Source organism: Shewanella sp. SW24, assembly GCF_025653395.1.
Lineage (GTDB): Bacteria > Pseudomonadota > Gammaproteobacteria > Enterobacterales > Shewanellaceae > Shewanella > Shewanella oncorhynchi.
Map to the genome: position 1 here is coordinate 14,808 of NZ_JAKKSH010000030.1, position 21,385 is coordinate 36,192.

The 21,385-nt window shown below is 46.1% G+C and carries 15 protein-coding genes and 7 tRNA genes; 18 read left to right on the plus strand and 4 right to left on the minus strand.

All coding sequences use genetic code 11. From position 1 onward, the window contains the following. Nucleotides 1–35 precede the first annotated feature (35 nt). The 6 genes from ispF to rpoS all read left to right on the plus strand — a co-directional run bounded on the left by ispF (nt 36) and on the right by rpoS (nt 5,094). Entirely contained in the window at nt 36–521 is a 486-nt protein-coding gene (ispF, locus tag L5M17_RS19055; RefSeq protein ID WP_263148852.1) for a 2-C-methyl-D-erythritol 2,4-cyclodiphosphate synthase, read from the plus strand. A 20-nt stretch (nt 522–541) separates the two neighbouring features. Next, the gene (truD, locus tag L5M17_RS19060; RefSeq protein ID WP_263148853.1) at nt 542–1,657 is read left to right on the plus strand and encodes a tRNA pseudouridine(13) synthase TruD; all 1,116 of its coding nucleotides are present in this window, start codon (nt 542–544) and stop codon (nt 1,655–1,657) included. After that, nucleotides 1,654–2,403, plus strand: coding sequence for a 5'/3'-nucleotidase SurE (gene surE / locus L5M17_RS19065; RefSeq protein WP_105251808.1), 750 nt, complete (start codon nt 1,654–1,656; stop codon nt 2,401–2,403). The genes truD and surE overlap by 4 nt, the downstream gene beginning before the upstream one ends. Continuing rightward, nucleotides 2,400–3,035, plus strand: coding sequence for a protein-L-isoaspartate(D-aspartate) O-methyltransferase (locus L5M17_RS19070; protein WP_028761363.1), 636 nt, complete (start codon nt 2,400–2,402; stop codon nt 3,033–3,035). Before surE ends, L5M17_RS19070 begins: the two co-directional genes overlap by 4 nt. A 100-nt stretch (nt 3,036–3,135) precedes the next feature. Beyond that, entirely contained in the window at nt 3,136–4,032 is an 897-nt protein-coding gene (locus tag L5M17_RS19075) for a peptidoglycan DD-metalloendopeptidase family protein (RefSeq protein WP_263148854.1), read from the plus strand. Nucleotides 4,033–4,113: 81 nt separating this feature from the next. After that, nucleotides 4,114–5,094, plus strand: a complete 981-nt coding sequence (gene rpoS, locus L5M17_RS19080; RefSeq protein WP_028761361.1) for an RNA polymerase sigma factor RpoS — start codon at nt 4,114–4,116, stop codon at nt 5,092–5,094. A 132-nt stretch (nt 5,095–5,226) separates the two neighbouring features. Here rpoS and mutS read toward each other — a convergent pair whose 3' ends face one another. After that, on the minus strand, nt 5,227–7,797 hold the full coding sequence (gene mutS, locus L5M17_RS19085; RefSeq protein ID WP_263148855.1) for a DNA mismatch repair protein MutS: 2,571 nt from the start codon (nt 7,795–7,797) through the stop codon (nt 5,227–5,229). Between the two features lie 402 nt (nt 7,798–8,199). Between mutS and recA the strand changes: the two genes are divergently transcribed. The 12 genes from recA (at nt 8,200) to L5M17_RS19145 (ending at nt 15,367) form a co-directional block, all read left to right on the plus strand. Continuing rightward, complete coding sequence (gene recA / locus L5M17_RS19090) at nt 8,200–9,267, plus strand: recombinase RecA (protein WP_105251812.1); 1,068 nt, start codon at nt 8,200–8,202, stop codon at nt 9,265–9,267. Nucleotides 9,268–9,284: 17 nt separating this feature from the next. After that, a complete protein-coding gene (locus tag L5M17_RS19095) occupies nt 9,285–9,755 on the plus strand; it encodes a regulatory protein RecX (RefSeq protein ID WP_375539965.1) in 471 nt (156 codons plus the stop codon). 319 nt (nt 9,756–10,074) lie between these two features. Beyond that, nucleotides 10,075–12,699, plus strand: coding sequence for an alanine--tRNA ligase (gene alaS / locus L5M17_RS19100; RefSeq protein WP_263148857.1), 2,625 nt, complete (start codon nt 10,075–10,077; stop codon nt 12,697–12,699). Nucleotides 12,700–12,708: 9 nt separating this feature from the next. Continuing rightward, nucleotides 12,709–13,965 carry an aspartate kinase gene (locus tag L5M17_RS19105; protein ID WP_168822957.1) on the plus strand — a complete coding sequence of 419 codons (1,257 nt, stop codon included), beginning with the start codon at nt 12,709–12,711 and terminating at the stop codon, nt 13,963–13,965. Nucleotides 13,966–14,083: 118 nt separating this feature from the next. Then, nucleotides 14,084–14,281, plus strand: coding sequence for a carbon storage regulator CsrA (gene csrA / locus L5M17_RS19110; RefSeq protein ID WP_006082602.1), 198 nt, complete (start codon nt 14,084–14,086; stop codon nt 14,279–14,281). A 205-nt stretch (nt 14,282–14,486) separates the two neighbouring features. Then, nucleotides 14,487–14,578, plus strand: a tRNA-Ser gene (locus tag L5M17_RS19115). Between the two features lie 22 nt (nt 14,579–14,600). Beyond that, nucleotides 14,601–14,677 (plus strand) — tRNA-Arg (locus L5M17_RS19120). Nucleotides 14,678–14,721: 44 nt separating this feature from the next. Beyond that, nucleotides 14,722–14,798, plus strand: a tRNA-Arg gene (locus tag L5M17_RS19125). A 49-nt stretch (nt 14,799–14,847) separates the two neighbouring features. Continuing rightward, a tRNA-Arg gene (locus tag L5M17_RS19130) sits at nt 14,848–14,924 on the plus strand. Between the two features lie 49 nt (nt 14,925–14,973). Continuing rightward, a tRNA-Arg gene (locus tag L5M17_RS19135) sits at nt 14,974–15,050 on the plus strand. Nucleotides 15,051–15,095: 45 nt separating this feature from the next. Continuing rightward, nucleotides 15,096–15,187, plus strand: a tRNA-Ser gene (locus L5M17_RS19140). 103 nt (nt 15,188–15,290) lie between these two features. Beyond that, nucleotides 15,291–15,367 (plus strand) — tRNA-Arg (locus L5M17_RS19145). A gap of 603 nt (nt 15,368–15,970) precedes the next feature. Here the strand turns inward: L5M17_RS19145 and L5M17_RS19150 are convergent. The 3 genes from L5M17_RS19150 to pepA all read right to left on the minus strand — a co-directional run bounded on the left by L5M17_RS19150 (nt 15,971) and on the right by pepA (nt 21,223). Then, nucleotides 15,971–18,847: a valine--tRNA ligase gene (locus L5M17_RS19150; protein WP_263148858.1), complete on the minus strand. Its 2,877-nt coding sequence runs from the start codon at nt 18,845–18,847 to the stop codon at nt 15,971–15,973. Between the two features lie 20 nt (nt 18,848–18,867). Next, the gene (locus L5M17_RS19155; protein ID WP_263140268.1) at nt 18,868–19,371 is read right to left on the minus strand and encodes a DNA polymerase III subunit chi; all 504 of its coding nucleotides are present in this window, start codon (nt 19,369–19,371) and stop codon (nt 18,868–18,870) included. 343 nt (nt 19,372–19,714) lie between these two features. Beyond that, the gene (pepA, locus tag L5M17_RS19160) at nt 19,715–21,223 is read right to left on the minus strand and encodes a leucyl aminopeptidase (protein ID WP_006082597.1); all 1,509 of its coding nucleotides are present in this window, start codon (nt 21,221–21,223) and stop codon (nt 19,715–19,717) included. Nucleotides 21,224–21,385 lie beyond the last annotated feature (162 nt).

The window sequence follows — 21,385 nt, forward strand, 5'->3', positions numbered from 1 at the left end:
ATAATCAAAGTAAAATAATACGTTAGGAATATTAAATGAAAATCCGTATCGGCCATGGTTTCGATGTGCATAAATTTGGTGCGGCGCGGCCACTTATCCTTTGTGGCGTGGAAGTACCCTATGAAACAGGCCTAGTCGCACATTCAGATGGTGATGTGGTACTGCATGCGATTTCCGATGCCATCCTCGGTGCTTTAGCGCTCGGTGACATAGGCAAACATTTCCCCGATACCGATGCCGCCTATAAGGGGGCTGATAGCCGCGTATTGCTGCGTCATTGCTATGCTTTAGCGAGGGAGAAAGGCTTTGTGCTCGGCAATCTTGACGTCACTATCATAGCCCAAGCTCCTAAAATGGCACCGCACATAGAGGCAATGCGCCAGATATTAGCCGCCGATTTAACCGCGGAACTTGGCGATATTAATGTCAAAGCGACCACGACTGAACAGCTTGGATTTACCGGGCGTAAAGAAGGTATTGCGGTAGAAGCCGTGGTACTTATGGCCCGCAAACACGATTAACTTAAGAGTAAAAAAGTCCCATGAGCGAATTACATTATCTGTATGGTAAGCCTTTAGGTACAGCAGATCTAAGAACCCAAAATAGCGATTTTATCGTGAAAGAGATTTTGCCTTTTAGCCCGACGGGTGAAGGTGAACATCATATGCTGCATGTACGCAAAGAAGGGCTAAATACAGTACAAGTCGCTGAAATGATCGCTAAGTTTGCTAAGGTGCATCCAAAGGAAGTGACCTACGCTGGGCAAAAAGATAAAAATGCCATCACAGAACAATGGTTCGGTGTGCGTATTCCTGGTAAAGAAACGCCTGCTTGGAAGGATCTCAATAGCGAGCGTTTGACCATATTATCGAGCAGCCGCCACAGCAAGAAACTGCGAATTGGTGCCTTAGTCGGTAACCGCTTTATTCTTACCCTGAGAAATGTCACCCAAGTGGAAGACATTATCAGTCGTATCGAAAAGGTCGCTCAAGTGGGCGTGCCCAATTACTTTGGTGAGCAGCGCTTTGGTCACGATGGCAAAAACTTAGTGTTTGGTCGCCAAATGATGGCGGGTAAAAAAGTGAAAGACAGAAATAAGCGCAGCATGTATTTGTCTGCCGTGCGCTCAAATCTGTTTAACACTGTGGTGTCATATCGTTTAGCCAACCATGGCACTAAGCCTTTAGCGGGTGATTGTGTGATGTTAGCGGGCAGCAAAAGCTTCTTTGTTACGCCTGAATGGGATCTCATCGTATTGAAGCGTCTGATTGAAAAAGACATTCAACTTTCTGCACCATTGTGGGGGCGCGGCATGATGTTACCCCAAGGTGAAGCTGCTGCGGTGGAAACCTTAGCCATGAGTGAGTTAGCTGACGATTGCTATGGTTTAGAGCACGCCGGATTAGAGCAAGAACGCCGTCCGTTACTGCTTGAGCCCCAAGGCCTTAAATATGAACAAACCGCCGATGGCTTAGTGCTGGAGTTTGTGTTGCCTGCGGGCAGTTTTGCCACATCCTTGTTGAGAGAGTTGGTTAATTATCAAGATGTTAAAGAGCAGCAATGGCAAGCGACATTGGTGCAGGAGCCTGCGCCTGAGGTAATTAACGCTAACGTAGTGGCTAACATTGATACTGTTAAGACTGAAGCAGAGTCATGATCCGTATCCTTGTTAGCAATGACGATGGGATTAATGCTCCAGGTATCAAAGCCTTATCTGAGGCTTTGGCTGAAATTGCGACAGTGCTGACTGTGGGGCCGGATCGAAATTGCTCTGGTGCGAGCAACTCATTAACCTTGACTAATCCATTAAGAATTAATAGGTTAGATAATGGCTATATTTCCGTTCACGGTACACCGACAGATTGCGTTCATTTGGCTATCCGAGAATTATGTGATGGCGAACCTGATATGGTGGTGTCTGGCATCAATGCGGGGGCAAATATGGGTGATGACACCTTATATTCGGGGACAGTTGCCGCCGCGATGGAAGGACGCTTTTTAGGTTTTCCTGCAATAGCGATTTCGCTTAATGGCCGTAAATTCGAACATTATCAATCGGCTGCTGTTTATGCTCGGCGGATAGTTCAAGGTTTGTTGGCCCAGCCTTTGGCAAAAGATCAGATCTTAAATGTGAATGTGCCTGACTTGCCACTTGATCAAATTAAAGGGATCAAAGTGACTCGCCTCGGTGCTCGTCATAAGGCCGAAGGCATAGTGCGAACGCAAGATCCTGCCGGACGTGAAATCTTCTGGCTTGGTCCACCGGGACAAGAGCAGGATGCCACAGAGGGCACTGATTTTCATGCTATCGCCAATGGCTATGTTTCAATTACGCCCTTGACGGTTGATTTAACCGCCTACGGACAACTAACGGCATTGCAAAATTGGGTAGATAAAATATGACTCGAGTTGCCTTAACATCGGCGGTGAATTTAGCTAAAAAGCTTCAAGATGCGGGGATCCGTAATCAAGCCGTGTTAAAGGCGATATCGCATACGCCGCGAGAAATGTTTCTCGATAATGCGCTAGCCCATAAAGCCTATGAAAATACGGCTTTGCCAATTGGACAAGGGCAAACCATTTCGCAGCCTTATATCGTTGCCCGTATGAGCGAACTCTTACTGCACAAGATGCCACAGCGAGTGCTAGAAGTGGGGACGGGATCGGGCTATCAGGCAGCCATTTTGGCTCAATTGGTGCCTCAGCTTTGTACTATCGAACGGATCAAAGGTTTACAAATTCAAGCAAGACAGCGTTTAAAACGATTAGATTTGCATAATGTGTCGTTTAAATATGGTGATGGTTGGTTGGGATGGGCTAATCGTAGTCCGTTCGATGCCATTATGGTGACTGCGGCGGCGGCGACTATACCAGAAGCTTTGCTGTCTCAGTTGGCTGATGGAGGGGTGTTAGTCTTACCTGTGGGAGAGGATACTCAGCAATTGATGCGTATTACGCGCACTGCTGACCGCTTTAGTTCTGAAACCATTGAAACGGTTAAATTTGTACCTTTAATTAATGGAGAGTTAGCTTAACCTTGTGTTGTGCTACTGTGTTAAGCGAAGTGCTTGTTTTGCACAGAAGGCGTCATTTTTTCATCATAAACAGTAATACAACCTTACCAAGGAGTTTTTATTGTTGAATGCGGGTTTACTCTTAAACCTTTGCTTTATATTTCTGCTTGTAGGCTGTAGCTTTCAGGCCAGCAGACCCGCACCCGTCGAAAATATTTCCCATAGCTACTCTAAAAATAGCAAAGGCCACATTAAATCGAATTCATATAAAGTTAAAAAAGGCGACACTCTCTACTCTATTTCTTGGGCTGCAGGGAAAGACTTTTCTGAAATAGCTAAACTTAATCAATTAGATAACCCTTATACAATTTACCCTGGACAGATTTTATATTTAGCTAATGCTAAATCTAGTAACCAATCAAAATCTACGACTTTAGATGGAAATATAACGGGTAATTCAGATGCTAACTCAAGTAAAAGTGATAAAAAACAATTAGATGATAAGATTTATCAGTCTAATGCTAAGTCAAGTGACGATCTGAAAAAAACACTTGATCAGAAAGCTAAGCCCGCGTACCTTGTAACAAGTTCCCAACAAAATGTTAACCGGCTAATGGTTCCACCCACCTCAACACTGCCAGCCAGTGTGAGTCAGTGGCAGTGGCCAGTAAGAGGGAAGTTAATCGGAACTTATTCTGCCAATGAGCAGGGAAATAAAGGTATTAAGATCGCGGGAAATCGGGGAGATATCATCAAAGCTGCTGCAGATGGGCGGGTGGTATACGCAGGAAGTGCTCTTAGGGGTTACGGTAATTTAGTGATTATTAAACATAGTGACGATTACCTTAGTGCTTATGCTCATACGGACAAGATCTTAGTCAAAGAAAAGCAACATGTCCTCGCAGGGCAGACTGTTGCAAAAATGGGCAATACAGGTGCCAATCGGGTAATGTTACATTTTGAAATTCGTTACCATGGACAGTCTGTAAACCCACTTACTTATTTACCTAAACAATGATTGTTTGGGGGCCTTGTTGGCAAATGGAGGATAGGAAATTGCACTAATTCAGCAGTTTAATTAGGTTTGGGAGATTTGATCATGAGCCGCATAAATAGCACTGCCGCAGAAGCACTAGTAGATTTTTCCGTAGAAACCGTAGACTTTGATCTTGAAAAAGAAGAAGTTGCCACCGATCTAGTCCAAGAGCTAGGAATAGAACAACAGGTCCAAGATGACCTGCAAAAAAATCTTGATGCCACTCAACTTTATCTAGGTGAGATTGGTTTTTCCCCACTGCTTAGCGCAGAAGAAGAAGTTTACTTTTCCCGTAAGGCCTTAAAAGGTTGTGCAAAATCCCGTAATCGCATGATCGAAAGTAATTTACGTCTCGTCGTAAAAATTGCACGTCGTTACAATAACCGCGGCTTAGCACTGCTTGATCTTATCGAAGAGGGTAATTTAGGTTTAATTCGTGCCGTAGAAAAGTTTGATCCAGAAAGAGGTTTTCGTTTTTCAACCTATGCGACTTGGTGGATCAGACAGACGATTGAACGCGCTATCATGAACCAAACTCGTACTATTCGTTTGCCTATTCATGTTGTTAAAGAACTCAACGTATACTTGCGTACTGCCCGTGAGTTAGCACAAAAACTGGATCATGAACCTACAGCGGAAGAAATTGCTGAAAAACTGCAAGTTTCTAGCTCTGATGTGAGCCGCATGCTTAAGCTGAATGAAAAAATTACCTCTGTTGATACGCCTTTGGGGGGCGATAACGAGAAAGCATTATTAGATGTATTGGCCGATGATGATAGTGTTGGCCCTGACTATAAAGTGCAAGATGAAGACATCTCTAACTCTGTGGTGAAATGGCTTAACGAGTTGAACACAAAACAAAGAGAAGTATTAGCCCGTCGTTTTGGTTTGTTAGGTTATGAACCTTCTACGCTTGAAGATGTGGGGGCTGAAATTGGTTTAACCCGTGAACGTGTTCGTCAAATCCAAGTGGAAGCATTAAAACGCTTACGTGATTTATTGGGTTCTCAAGGTTTATCTGTTGAAGCTTTATTTAGAAACTAATATCTGTCTTCTGGTGCCTTTCAGAGAAGCTATCCAAAAAATGTACTTAGTGTGAGATCTCGTCATAAAGTAAAACGCCCACTATAGAGTGGGCGTTGTTATTTTTAGGCTTTTATTTAGATCACCTGATGTCTAGCTCAAGCGTTTCAGTTCATAGAGCAAATCAAGCGCCTGTTTTGGCGTTAAGTTATCGGGATTAATGCTACTTAATTTAGTCAAAGCTGGATTTTCAACCGGTTCAGGTAAAGCGAGTAAGCTTTGAATGGGCGTCCTCGTTCCTTCTGGTTGATGATCGCGACTCTCCAATTGCTGCAATTTATGTTTCGCTGCTTTAATCACTTTGTTTGGCACGCCGGCAAGCGCCGCAACTTGTAAGCCGTAGCTTTTACTGGCGGCGCCTTCTTGTACTGCATGCATAAAGGCGATGGTATCATCGTGCTCTATGGCATCAAGGTGCACATTGTAAACACCTGCCATTAAGTCAGGTAATTGAGTTAGCTCAAAATAATGGGTGGCGAATAGGGTCATAGCCCCTACTTGCTGGGCTAAATATTCCGCCGCCGACCAAGCTAGTGATAAACCATCATAGGTGGATGTTCCACGGCCGATTTCATCCATTAACACTAAACTACTGGCAGTGGCATTGTGCAGGATGTTGGCAGTTTCAGTCATTTCTACCATAAAGGTTGAGCGGCCAGAGGCCAGATCGTCTGATGCGCCAATACGGGTAAAGATGCGATCAATCGGGCCAATCAGGGCGCGATCTGCTGGAACAAAACAACCAATATGGGCCATCAGTGTAATCAAGGCGACTTGGCGCATATAGGTTGATTTACCGCCCATGTTAGGTCCAGTCACAATCAACATACGTCGTTGATTATGTAAGATTACTGGGTTAGCGATAAACGGCGTTTGGCTAACACGCTCCACCACTGGATGGCGACCTGCGTCTATTTGTACGCCGATATCTTGGCTCAGCTCTGGACAAGTGTAGCCCAAGGTTTCGGCACGCTCGGCAAAGTTACTCAGTACATCAAGCTCAGCCGCAGCTCTAGCAAAAGCCTGTAATTCATGTAATTTCGGCAGAATAAGATCGAATAACTGTTCCCATAACTGCTTTTCGAGTGCCAGGGCTTTACCTTGGCTCGAGAGGACTTTTTCTTCGTATTCTTTAAGTTCAGGCGTGATATAACGCTCCATATTCTTAAGTGTTTGGCGTCGTTGATAATTGAGCGGTACTTGTGAGGATTGCAGGCGGCTTACTTCGATGTAATAGCCGTGTACGCGGTTATAGCCGACTTTAAGTGTATTGATGCCAGTACGTTCTTTTTCTCTGGCTTCAAGTTGTACTAAGTAATCACTCGCTCCTTCGCTCAGACCGCGCCATTCATCTAGTTCGCTGTTGTAGCCTTCACGGATCACCCCGCCATCGCGGATAAGCATAGGTGGATTATCGACTATCGCGCGCTCAAGTAGGGCTTGCTCAGCGGGGAACTCGCCTAAGTGTTGACGCAATTGAGTCGTGTGCGGCGCGCTCAGTGTACTTAAACTCTGTTGTAATTCAGGCAATAAGCCCAGAGCTTGACGTAAACGTGCAAAGTCCCTTGGACGGGCAGTGCGCAGGGCTAACCTTGCCATGATACGTTCGATATCGCCAAGTGCCTTTAACTGCTCATGCAAACCTTCGTGGGCTGCGGTATCGAGGAGTTCAGTCACCGCCTGTTGGCGCGCCTTAATTTGCTTAGGATCTCGCAGAGGCTGATGGATCCAGCGTTGTAACATACGACTGCCCATAGGCGTTGCCGTGTTATCTAATACTGCGGCTAAGGTATTATCGCGGCCACCGGCAAGGTTTTGAGTGAGTTCTAGATTTCGGCGAGTTGCCGCATCGAGTACTATGCTATCGGTTTGATTGAAGCGGATAATGGCATTGATATGGGGCAGTGCCGTGCGCTGTGTGTCTTTGACATATTGCATCAAGCAACCCGCAGCTTGCAGTGATAAACGTGCATCTGCGATACCAAAACCATGTAAGTCTTTAGTGCCAAACTGAGCTAGCAGTAACTTGATACTCGTATCGTAATCAAATTCCCATTCAGGGCGACGACGTTTACCTTTAAAACCGTTAAGTAGACCTAGTTCGCCAAAGTCTTCACTGTAGAGAATTTCAACGGGATTAGTGCGTTGCAATTCTGCTTCTAATGACTCTCGCGTGTCGAGCTCTGCAATCACAAAACGTCCGGATGAAACATCTAATGTGGCATAACCAAAACCAACTTTACCTTGATAAACCGCGGCTAACAGATTGTCTTGGCGTTCTTGTAGCAACGCTTCGTCGGTTAAAGTGCCTGGCGTGACAATTCGCACCACTTTACGTTCTACTGGCCCTTTAGATGTCGCGGGATCGCCAATCTGTTCGCAAATCGCAACTGATTGACCAATTTGAACTAATTTTGCAAGATAGCCTTCCACAGCATGGTAAGGAAGCCCCGCCATCGGAATAGGATCGCCACCACTTTTACCGCGCGCAGTGAGTGAAATGCCTAACAGCTCAGAAGCGCGTTTAGCATCGTCATAAAACAACTCGTAGAAGTCACCCATGCGATAAAACAGCAACATATCGTGATGTTCTGCTTTCATCGTCAAGTACTGACGCATCATAGGAGTATGTTTTTCTAAATCATCGGTATCAATTACATTCATTAAATCGTTATCGTCCGTTGTGGCTGCCTAAAGGCGATACAGTTTGTGTGGTTAAGGGTGATTAAGCGCTATGGAAGCGGAAGACTGCTGTACAATTTTCAGCTAAAAAGACCACGCAAAATTTGTTGCGCCAATCTTAGCAATAATTTAGCGAAAATTGAGCCCTTAACGATGGATATTGATCAAAGGGAGCTATTATCTGATTTGATATTCGCTAAAACCTTGGCCATATTAAAAATCCTATCAGCTAAAAATAATTCAGTCACAGGTCTTGATACTGTATGATTGTACAGTATACTAGTCAGCAGAATTAAGACAAAAAGCGCGGCTTTTTGAATTACCCGTTTGTAAATTGAATATCACTTTTGACAGCTTAATGCTTGTCTTGATGAGGGAACAGGAATGAAGGTCGATCCAAATAAAGAGAAAGCACTTGCTGCGGTATTGATCCAAATTGAGAAACAATTTGGTAAAGGCTCCATCATGAAGCTGGGCGAAGATCGCTCTATGGATGTTGAGACCATTTCTACCGGTTCTCTGTCTCTGGACGTTGCTTTAGGTGCTGGCGGTTTGCCAATGGGTCGTATCGTTGAGATCTATGGTCCTGAATCATCAGGTAAAACAACACTGACTTTAGAAGTGATTGCGGCAGCGCAACGTGAAGGCAAAACCTGTGCCTTTATCGATGCAGAGCATGCACTAGACCCTATTTATGCTAAAAAATTGGGCGTAGATATTGATAACCTGCTGTGTTCGCAACCGGATACTGGCGAGCAAGCGCTTGAGATTTGTGATGCTTTAACTCGCTCAGGTGCTGTTGACGTTATCGTAGTCGACTCAGTGGCGGCATTAACGCCTAAAGCTGAAATCGAAGGCGAAATTGGTGATTCTCACATGGGCCTAGCGGCGCGTATGATGAGCCAAGCTATGCGTAAACTTGCGGGTAACTTAAAGCAATCTAACACCTTACTTATCTTCATCAACCAAATTCGGATGAAGATTGGTGTGATGTTCGGTAACCCAGAAACGACAACCGGTGGTAACGCGCTGAAGTTTTATGCTTCTGTTCGTCTAGACATTCGCCGCACTGGTGCGATTAAAGACGGCGATGAAGTGGTCGGTAACGAAACTCGCGTTAAAGTGGTGAAAAACAAGGTTGCAGCGCCGTTTAAGCAGGCTGAGTTCCAAATCCTTTATGGCCAAGGTATTAACCGTACTGGTGAGTTAGTAGACTTAGGCGTAGCCCATAAGTTGATTGAAAAAGCGGGCGCTTGGTACAGTTATAAAGGCGATAAAATCGGCCAAGGTCGTGCTAATGCTGGCAAATATCTGACTGAAAACCCTGCTATTGCTGCTGAAATTGACAAGACGCTACGTGAGTTGCTTTTGAGTAATCCGAGTGCCTTGGCTGCCAAAGCTGATGATAGTACTGAGGACAATATTGATTTAGAGACAGGCGAAGTATTCTGAGTCAGTCAGCCCATCAAATTGCGGTCGCGCTGTTAGCGCGCCGCGATTATTCCCGTTTACAAATCCGCGATAAATTGCTCGAAAAAGGTTTCGAACTTAACGATATCGAACCTGTACTCGATGCTTGCGAATCCTCCGGTTTTATTAATGATGCTCGTTATGCCGAACTGTTGGTGCGTAGCCACATCAGTCGAGGCCACGGTGCAATACGCATCCGCCAAGCAATCGCACAGAAAGGCTTATCTAAAGACTGCATTGAAGCCGCTTTGGTTAATTGTGATTGTGATTGGTTTGAGCTAGCAAAAGATAAAGCCACCAAAAAATACGGCATTCCCCGTGTGACAGAAGTGAAGGGCTCTAAAGCTCGGGATCTGATCGCAAAGGAAAAGGCCAAACGAGTGCGTTTTTTAATGGGCCAAGGCTTTAGCTACGATCAAATCACTTACGCACTAGATTCAGATCCCAATGATCTCGATGAAGATTATTAAATTTGGAGCTAAGACTGTAAAAGCTCATCTAAATATCATCAATGGGTATTGTCAATTTCATACTTCACATTAGACTCACTTGCTTAAATATTGTCCGTGCCGCGATAAACTTACACCGTCTTTATTTGTGCTTTATCCTGTCGTTTTGCTTCTAGTGACTCTGGTGTGGGCGATTCACGCTAAAATATTAAATTCCTGATGTGTATATCACCAATCAAGACTGGTCGTCCTTCCTTAGTCTGCTTATAATGCTGGGCAAATAGAAATACGGCTAGCCTAAGGCGTAGCTGGTAATGCTTACCCAATTCAGGATGATTTCATGTATCAAACTACAGCAGAGCTCAGAAGCGCTTTCCTCGAATTTTTCCGCAGCAATGGTCATCAAGTTGTGGACAGTAGTTCATTAGTGCCAGGCAACGATCCCACACTTTTATTTACCAATGCAGGCATGAACCAGTTCAAGGACGTGTTTCTTGGCATGGACAAACGCAATTATACGCGTGCGACCACTGCTCAACGTTGTGTACGCGCCGGTGGTAAACATAACGATTTGGATAACGTTGGCTACACAGCACGTCATCACACCTTTTTCGAAATGCTAGGTAACTTCAGTTTTGGAGATTATTTCAAAGAAGAAGCGATTCGTTTGGGCTGGACTTTTTTAACTGAAACGTTAAAGCTGCCGAAGGAACGTCTGTGCGTCACTATTTATCAGACAGATGATGAAGCCTATGAAATCTGGAATAAAAAAATTGGTGTCGCTGCCGAGAACATCATACGCATCGGTGACAATAAAGGTGCTGCATTTGCGTCAGATAACTTCTGGCAAATGGGTGATACCGGTCCTTGTGGTCCATGTACTGAGATTTTTTATGATCATGGTGATCATATTTGGGGCGGACGTCCTGGCAGTCCTGAAGAAGATGGTGATCGTTTCATCGAAATCTGGAACATCGTTTTCATGCAGTACAACCGTCAAGCATCGGGTGAAATGTTACCTTTGCCTAAGCCCTCGGTTGATACAGGCATGGGGATTGAGCGTATTGCTGCGATTATGCAGGGCGTACATTCTAACTACGAAATCGATATTTTCCGTACTTTGATTGCTAAAGCCGCAGAGGTCATTGGTGTTAGTGACTTATCTGAAAAGTCGCTGCGAGTCATTGCCGATCATATCCGTTCATGTGCATTTTTAATTGCCGATGGCGTTATGCCGTCGAACGAAGGCCGTGGTTATGTGTTGCGCCGTATTATTCGCCGCGCTGTTCGCCATGGTAACAAGTTAGGTGCGACCGAAGCTTTCTTCTACAAGCTGGTTCCGTCTTTGATTGCGGTGATGGGCGATGCAGCAAAAGGGTTAGCTGAGACTCAAGCGATTGTTGAAAAGGCACTGAAAGCGGAAGAAGAGCAATTTGCCCGTACGCTTGAACGTGGCTTAGGCATTTTAGATACTGCCTTAAACGAGTTGAAAGGTGACACCTTAGACGGTGAAACCGTATTTAAGCTGTATGACACCTATGGCTTCCCAATGGATTTGACCGCTGATGTCTGCCGTGAGCGCAACATCATTGTCGATGAAGCAGGTTTTGAAGTCGCCATGGCTGAGCAACGTAGCCGCGCACAAGCTGCCGGTAACTTTGGTGCAGATTATAACGCTGCGCTGAAAATTGATGCTGAAACTGCATTTAGTGGTTACACCGAATTAGCGGGTCAAGCTAAGGTCACCGCGATTTATCAAAGTGGTGAGTCAGTGACGGCGATCAAAGCGGGTGATGAAGCCGTTGTCGTGCTCGATGTAACCCCTTTCTACGCGGAATCTGGCGGTCAAGTAGGCGATAAAGGCCAATTGGTTGCGAACGGTATTGAGTTTACGGTAAACGATACGCAAAAGTATGGTCAAGCAACGGGCCATCAAGGTGTTTTGGCTACAGGTAGCTTGAGCGTTGGCCAAGTTATTGAAGCGAAAGTGGACAAAAAACTGCGTCACCGTACTCAGTTAAACCATTCTGTTACGCATTTACTGCATGCCGCGCTGCGTCAGGTGCTCGGTACTCATGTTTCGCAAAAAGGTTCTTTGGTTGATCCTGAGCGTTTACGTTTTGACTTCTCCCATTTCGAAGGCGTAAAAGCTGCTGAATTAAAAGAAGTTGAAGAATTAGTTAACACTCAAATTCGTCGTAACCATGAGCTGAAAACCGCTGAAATGGGCATAGATGAAGCTAAAGAGAAAGGCGCGATGGCACTCTTTGGTGAGAAATATGATTCACAAGTGCGTGTTGTGACTATGGGCGATTTCTCTATCGAATTGTGTGGCGGTACACATGTCGGTCGCACTGGCGATATCGGCTTATTTAAAATCACCTCTGAAGCGGGTATTGCTGCGGGTGTACGTCGCATCGAAGCCGTGACTGGCGCTGCTGCTATGGCTTATGTGGCGCAGCAACAAGCTGAACTGGAAGAAGCCGCTGCCTTATTGAAAGGCGATGCCAACTCAGTGGTGGCTAAGTTAAAAGTGCAGCTCGATAAGATGAAGCAACTCGAAAAAGAAATGGCGCAGCTGAAAGATAAGCTCGCGGCCGCAGCGAGTGCAGACTTAGTGGGTGATGCCGTTGTAGTTAATGGCGTTAACGTACTGATCAAAAAATTAGACGGCGTTGAGGCAAGTTCATTACGCGGCTTGCAAGATGAATTAAAACAGAAATTGAAATCGGCCATTATCGTGCTTGGTACAGCGCAGGAAGGGAAAGTTAACCTGATCGCGGGTGTGAGTAACGATCTGATCGGTAAAGTCAAAGCGGGTGAGCTCGTCGCTATGGTCGCTGCAGAAGTGGGCGGTAAAGGCGGTGGTCGTCCTGATATGGCTCAAGCGGGCGGTAGCCAGCCAGAAAATCTGGATGCGGCATTGGCTCAAGTATTACCTTGGATTACTGAGCGTCTAGCTTAAGAGGTTGCTGTGCCCCAAAAACGAAAGCTTAGTGGTAGCAAGCTTTTTGTGAAAAAGTTCGGCGGCACTTCGGTGGGTTCTATTGAACGTATCGAAGCGGTCGCTGAGCAGATTACAAAGTCAGCTCACAATGGTGAGCAGCAAGTCTTAGTTTTATCAGCTATGGCGGGTGAGACGAATCGCCTGTTTGCACTTGCAGCACAAATTAATCCGCGCGCCTCGGCGCGCGAGTTAGACATGCTAGTCTCGACGGGTGAGCAAGTGAGCATTGCTTTGATGTCGATGGCGCTACAACGTCGCGGCATAAAAGCGAAATCCCTTACGGGCGATCAAGTGCAAATTCATACAAATAGTCAATTCGGCCGCGCCAGCATCGAGCGAGTTGATACTGAATATTTGCAGTCTTTGCTTGCCGATGGTGTTGTGCCGATCGTTGCTGGGTTTCAGGGCATCGATTCTCAAGGCGAAGTGACCACCTTAGGACGCGGTGGTTCAGATACCACAGCAGTAGCCTTAGCGGCAGCGTTAGAAGCCGATGAATGCCAGATTTTTACCGATGTGGCAGGGGTATTTACCACAGATCCGAATATTGATAGCAGTGCACGTCGCCTCGATGTGATTGGGTTTGATGTGATGCTCGAAATGGCAAAGCTTGGCGCTAAAGTATTGCATCCTGATTCTGTTGAATACGCCGAGCGTTTTCGCGTACCGCTGCGAGTATTGTCGAGCTTTGAAGTTGGGCAGGGGACGTTAATCCAATTTGGCGACGAGTCGGAATTAACGATTGCCTCGTTAGTCCAAGGTATTGCGATTAATAAGGCGCTGGCAACGCTGACGATCGAAGGGCTGTTTACCACCAGTGAACGCTATCAAGCGCTGTTAGGCTGTTTAACTCGATTGGAAATCGATGTGGAATTTATTTCCCCATTGAGGATCCACGAGGATGATCCTTCGGGTCGAGTCAGTTTTATGCTCGCTGAGGCTAAGGTCGATACTCTACTTAATGAGCTCGAAGGCTTAAGTGAAAGCCTCGCACTCGGGCCATTGATTATCGAACGTCAACGTGCAAAAGTATCTTTAGTTGGCAAAGGTTTACAGGCAAAAATGGGATTATTGACTAAGATGTTAGAAGTCTTGGGTAATGAAACTATTCATGCTAAGTTACTCACGACGTCAGAGAGTAAATTATCAACCGTTATCGATGAAAGGGACTTACACAAGGCGGTTCGGGCGTTACATCACGCTTTCGAGCTAAATAAGGTGTAATTAAATAACCGTTTGAGTATTGAATACTATTAATTTGTACTAAGCTGACCTTATAATAAGCCCATCTACCGGATGAGTGCCGTGTGTAAGCTGAATTAAGAAATAAAGGAGCTATCGAATGCTGATTTTGACTCGTCGTGTTGGCGAAACACTGATGATTGGTGATGAAGTCACAGTTACAGTGCTAGGGGTAAAAGGCAATCAAGTGCGTATTGGTGTGAATGCACCAAAAGAGGTTTCTGTTCATCGCGAAGAAATCTACCAACGCATTCAATCTGAAAAATCAGGTACACCATCGGAAGGTGGTAACTTTTAGTACCTTGTTTTGGCAAGCGTACTACGGCAACAGAAGAGTCAGTTTTTTAACTGGCTTTTTTATTTTTTAGACCGAAAGATTGGCGTAAATCAATACATTGGCTTGATATAACAGCAATGTGATTAAAAACAGTTCAAATGGAATCTGTTTCGGAAAAAGGGTTTGACTTATTTTCGTCAAACAGTAATATGTGCGCCAAGAAAACGGAGAGGTGGCCGAGTGGCCGAAGGCGCTCCCCTGCTAAGGGAGTATGGGCTTTAACTCCCATCGAGGGTTCGAATCCCTCCTTCTCCGCCATTTCTTAAAGATAGAAAACAGTGCGCGTGTAGCTCAGCTGGATAGAGTACCTGGCTACGAACCAGGCGGTCGGAGGTTCGACTCCTTCCACGCGCACCATTTTTTATTAGTGTTTGATGTAAAAGTAAATTTAGATACAAGTCGCGCGTGTAGCTCAGCTGGATAGAGTACCTGGCTACGAACCAGGCGGTCGGAGGTTCGACTCCTTCCACGCGCACCAATTTAGATTAATATGATTTAAATCGTATTAATGTTTTACCGTTTAACATGCGCGTGTAGCTCAGCTGGATAGAGTACCTGGCTACGAACCAGGCGGTCGGAGGTTCGACTCCTTCCACGCGCACCAATTTAAATTAATATGATTTAGGTCGTATTAGTGTTTTACCGTTTAACATGCGCGTGTAGCTCAGCTGGATAGAGTACCTGGCTACGAACCAGGCGGTCGGAGGTTCGACTCCTTCCACGCGCACCAATATAGTTAACAAGATACGTCTTGTTGATTTAAAGCGTTAAACGCGGAGAGGTGGCCGAGTGGCCGAAGGCGCTCCCCTGCTAAGGGAGTATGGGCTTTAACTCCCATCGAGGGTTCGAATCCCTCCTTCTCCGCCATTCTATTCTCTTAGTCGAGGGGAATAGAATAAATTTGCGAGATAAAAGTGCTTATCCTAGACTCAATCATGATTGGATCTATTAGAAGTACAAAAACGAGTTTGCGCGTGTAGCTCAGCTGGATAGAGTACCTGGCTACGAACCAGGCGGTCGGAGGTTCGACTCCTTCCACGCGCACCATATAGATAAGCCCTGCAAGCAATTGCAGGGCTTTTTTGTTTTTTAATCTGTATGGTTTAACTCATTATATTTTTACCCGCTTAGGTTTAACCTTAACTTTGCATCATCATCTTTTGCCTTACCTTAGTATCTTCGGTGTCGCTATCTTTAGCCATTTCGCTTTAAACACTTCTCTTTCTTAGGTTCAACTCACTGAAGAATCTGCTTTTGCCTGTGTTAATAGTCGATGACGACATTGGATACCCATGTCAGTCTCTCAGTGCTGTCTCTGGAGGTATTAGTTGTTCTTTAGTCTACATGTGTGCGGTTTGTAGTGGCAGTTTACTCATGTAGGCAGTGATGGGCTACGTGTGAGCTCATGAGCGATAGACCACGGGGAGTGATGAGGATGAATTGTGAGGTGGTTTCAATACAGTGCCGTAGGTTAAATGGCAGTGTTTAGAATTGACTCGGGTTCAATGCGGCATCTGGCTCAAGAGCGTAGATTAAGGCTCATAATTGCTCATAGATTGCAGTGATATAGATACAAGAAGGGCAGCCTAGTGGCTGCCCTTTATTCAGTTAGAACTAATCATAACAAGTGAATCAGAGTAAATGAGAGGCTTAAGCTTCTAACTTAGCAAACTCAGATTTTTGTTCATTGAGTTTGTCCATATCTCGCTTGAGATCGGCCATCTTGGCGCGCTCTTTGTCGATAACCTCGGCTGGAGCTTTTGCCACGAAGCCTTGGTTCGACAATTTGCCTTCGATACGAGCGATCTCTTGGCCGAGTTTTTCAAGCTGTTTGTCGATACGGGCCATTTCGGCGGCGACATCAATTAAGCCTGCCATAGGGATCAGTAGCTCCATTTCGCCAATTAAACCTGTGGTCGACATAGGCGCAGTTTCGCCATCGGCTAAAATGGTCATGCTTTCTAAGCGGGCAAGCGTAGTGAAGAAGGTTTGGTTTGCTTCTACACGGGCTTTATCCTGCGCGCTAACACCACGAAGTAGGGCTTTTAGCGGTTTAGATGGGGCAATGTTCAGTTCGGCGCGAATGTTACGCACCGCGACGATTACTTGCTTAACCCATTCTAAATCAGCCATTGCTGCGCTATCGACTTTAGCGGCATCAAATGTTGGGAACGGTGCCAGCATAATGGTATCACCTGCGACACCGGCTAACGGTTTAACGCGCTGCCAAATGGTTTCAGTGATATACGGCATCATAGGGTGCATCAGGCGTTGCATCGCTTCGAGCACTGTCACTAAGGTGTGACGGGTGCCGCGCATTTGCGTTTCGCTGCCGTTTTGCAATACCGGTTTGGTTAACTCTAAGTACCAGTCACAGAACTGGTTCCAAGTGAACTCATACAGGGTATTGGCCGCTAAGTCGAAACGGTATGCTGTCATGTGATCGTCAAAGGTCTTAACGGTTTGATTGAACAAGCCAATAATCCAGCGATCGGCTAACGACAGCTCCATCTCGCCGCCTTTGTGCTCTGGTGAGCCTGGGCCGCAATCTTGATCTTCTGTGTTCATCAGCACGTAGCGTGAGGCGTTCCACAACTTGTTACAGAAGCTACGGTAACCGTCTAAGCGCTTCATATCCCAGTTGATGTCACGACCCGTTGATGCCATTGCCGCAAGCGTAAAGCGCAGTGCATCTGTGCCGTGGGCTTCGATACCGTCGGCAAACTCTTTGCGAGTGCTCTTTTCAATCTTGGCGGCCAGTTGTGGCTGCATCATATTACCGGTACGTTTTTCAATTAAATCTTCAAGGCCGATACCGTCGATCATGTCTAATGGATCGAGTACGTTGCCCTTAGATTTTGACATCTTGTTACCCGCTTCATCGCGGATAAGACCGGTTACGTAGACGGTTTTGAACGGGACTTGTGGTTTACCGTCTTCATCTTTGATGAAGTGCATGGTCATCATGATCATACGGGCAACCCAGAAGAAGATGATGTCAAAACCTGTCACCAACACGTCGGTTGGGTGGAAGGTTTTTAAATCTTCTAAATTGTCAGGCCAACCTAAGGTCGAGAAAGTCCACAGGGCTGAGCTGAACCAAGTGTCCAGTACGTCTTCGTCTTGGCGTAATGTCATCGAGTCGGCGATATTGTGCTTAGCACGGACGTCGGCTTCGTTGCGGCCGACATAGACTTTGCCATTTTCGTCGTACCATGCTGGGATGCGGTGACCCCACCACAATTGACGTGAAATACACCAGTCTTGAATGTCACGCATCCACGAGAAGTACATGTTCTCGTATTGCTGTGGTACAAATTTAATGCTGCCATTTTCAACGGCTTCGATAGCCGTTTTCGCCATTGGCGCAACAGCCACATACCATTGGTCGGTCAGCATCGGCTCGATAACCACACCTGAGCGATCGCCGTAAGGCACTTTCAAGGCATGAGGTGCGATTTTTTCGAGCAGACCTAAGGTGTCAAATTCGGCGACGATAGCATCGCGGGCTTTAAAACGATCAAGTCCGGCAAAGCGTTCAGGTAAGCTGCCATCGAGCGTTTTGTTAAAGGTACCGTCAGAGTTCACCACTTCGGCGCTCACGCGAATGGCGGCATCTAAGGTCAGCACGTTGAACATTGGCAGGTTGTGACGTTTACCGACTTCATAGTCGTTAAAGTCATGGGCAGGGGTGATCTTCACACACCCTGTACCAAAGGCCATGTCGACGTAATCGTCGGCCACGATAGGAATGCGGCGGTTAACAATCGGCAACAGAATAAACTTACCGACTAGCGCTTGATAGCGTTCATCATCGGGATGCACTGCAACCGCACTGTCGCCGAGCATGGTTTCTGGACGCGTGGTAGCGACTTCTAAATAGTCTTTACCATCGGCAGTCAGTTCACCGTCGGCCAGTGGATAACGCAGATGCCACATGTGGCCCTGTTTTTCTTTGCTTTCCACTTCTAAATCAGAGATAGCCGTGTGCAGCTTTGGATCCCAGTTGACCAAACGCTTACCGCGATAAATCAACTCGTCTTCGTACAGACGTACAAACACTTCTTGTACGGCCTTAGATAAGCCTTCGTCCATAGTGAAACGCTCGCGGTCCCAATCAACAGAAGCGCCCATACGACGTAGCTGCTTAGTGATAGTGCCGCCCGATTGCGCTTTCCATTCCCACACTTTATCCATAAAGGCATCGCGACCTAGGTCATGGCGATTTTTGCCTTCTTCGGCTTCAAGCTTACGCTCAACCAACATTTGGGTGGCGATACCCGCATGGTCAGTACCGACTTGCCATAGGGTATTTTTGCCTTTCATCCGTTGGTAACGGGTCAAAGTATCCATAATGGTGTCTTGGAAGGCGTGGCCCATGTGCAAGCTGCCCGTCACGTTTGGTGGCGGGATCATGATGCAATAATTGCCTTGGGATTCATCACCGTGTGGCTTGAAGTAACCTTGCTCTTCCCAGTTTTGGTAAAGCGTTTGCTCGATGGACTGCGGATCGTATGTTTTTTCCATGGGAACGTGTCTGTCTCAAACTAATTAAGTGGATGTGTTGCTAAGTCTTGGGTCTGTAAATTGACCCCTAAGCCGCGATACTGTCGATAACGTTCGCGAGCGACCGCTTTATGCTGATCGTCATTGGCAACAAAATCGATAATGTGGCCAAAGTTTACCGCAAATGGGGGCGCTTGGTCTGCAAGATTAATCAGAACTTGGCGACTTTTGTTGGCGCCGAGGCGATCAAAACCGATTTCAACCGGCGATCCCGTCATCGGGCCTTCACCTTTGAGGTTATGGGGTACAAAGGCACTTGGCTCAAACTGCCATAAAAGTTCATCAATTGCATGGGCTTGCTGTTTATCTTGGCAATGGATATAGACCCATTGTTGCTTCACAAAAGCCTGCTGCGCCAGTTGGCATGCCAGAAGATGCATCTCGCAAAGTGCAGGGTTCGCATTCGCGGTTGCAACAGGTGAATCAGCCTTGGTTTTGGCAGGCGATGCCACTGGCGGCATAAGATAAAACAGCACTTGAGTCATGATTTCAATGCCTTGCTTCACTTGTTTTAGTGGCGAACGAGAGCAGCAGTTTACACTAAAAGTCAGTATGGGTTAATGCTTAGGGCAAACCTTACGGTGAGGTTTTATCTATCACTGTCTGGCGGGACTTAATGGGATGCTTTCAAACCGTTGGAGATGAAGAGGGTAGAACTATAACTCTTTGAAAAATGATTCTAAAACCATTAGTTGTTCAGTTTTTTTATTTTCTTAATTTATTCAGGAAATCGATTTTCTGATTAAATTAAGAAAATAAAAAAGGCGAAGATTTTCATCTTCGCCTTTCATTTATCGAGCCTTTAACACACTAAGGCCGGATAGTTGGTTATTCGCCGAGTTCGACGCCAGCACGATTGATCAGGAACTGAGTCAATAGTGGCACTGGACGGCCCGTAGAACCTTTGTTAGCACCGCTATTCCAAGCTGTGCCTGCAACGTCTAAGTGAGCCCAGTTGTACTTTTTAGCAAAGCGCGAAAGGAAACATGCTGCAGTGATAGCTCCAGCAGGACGGCCACCTAAGTTGGTCATGTCAGCAAATGGGCTGTCGAGCATATCTTGATACTCATCCCACAATGGCATGCGCCATGCGCGGTCACCACTTTGCTCACCGGCACTTAATAGCTCGTGTGCCAGAGGGTTATGCGATGAGAACAGACCCGATGCGTGTTTACCAAGGGCAATCACACACGCGCCAGTCAGGGTTGCAGTATCGATAACTAATTCAGGATCGAAACGCTCAACATAGGTTAATACGTCACATAGGACTAGACGGCCTTCCGCATCGGTATTTAACACTTCAACGGTTTGACCTGACATAGTGGTCAGAATGTCACCTGGACGGTAAGCATTACCCGATGGCATGTTTTCACAGCCAGCCAGAATACCCACAACGTTGATAGGTAACTTCATATCACAGATGGCTTTCATGGTGCCGATAACACCTGCTGCGCCGCCCATGTCGTACTTCATTTCGTCCATGGCTTCGCCAGGCTTCAATGAAATACCACCCGAGTCGAAGGTTAACCCTTTACCGACTAATACGATGGGTTTTTCTGTGCTATCGACAGCGCCCTTGTATTCCATCACAGTCATGATGGATTCATTGGCACTGGCGCGACCGACTGCAAGGTATGAGTTCATGCCCAGTTTGGCCATTTGCTCTTCACCGATAGTGGTGACATGCAGAGTGTCGTGTATTTCAGCCATTTGGCGAGCTTGAGAAGCTAAATAGGCTGGATTACAGATGTTCGGTGGCATGTTTGCTACATCGCGACATAAATGCATGCCAGCAGATACTGCCATACCATGCTCGATGGCGCGCTCACCTAAGGTTAATTCACGGCGAGTCGGGACATTGAATACTAATTTACGCAGTGGACGGCGAGTTTCACCTTTGCGGGTCTTCAGGGCATCAAAGCTATAAAGACTGCTATTAGTGGTTTCAACCGCTTGACGTACTTTCCAATACGTATCGCGTCCTTTCACGTGCAGTTCAGTTAAGAAGCAAACGGCTTCCATTGAACCCGTTTCGTTAAGGGTGTTGATTGTCTTAGTGATGATTTGTTTGTATTGGCGTTCGTCTAATTCTCGTTCTTTGCCACAACCTACTAATAATACACGTTCACTCAATACGTTAGGAACATGGTGCAGCAATAACATCTGGCCAGGTTTACCTTCCAGATCGCCGCGACGCAGTAGGTTACTGATATAACCTTCGCTAATTTTATCTAATTGCTCCGCGATACCCGACAGACGACGGGGTTCATAAACACCGACCACGATACAGGCTGAGCGTTGTTTTTCGGGGCTACCGCTCTTTACGCTAAACTCCATGAGCACTCCTAGATTCTTAAAGACAAATTTTTATATTTATTGGATAATGTCTGCTTGTCCCGAAAAGGGCCTAAGTTATTACTCCAAAGGTGATTTATTCTCGGCGCTTGAGTCACGCATTTCGTGACGTTAAGTTTACCAAGAACCCCTGAAGCTGGTCAG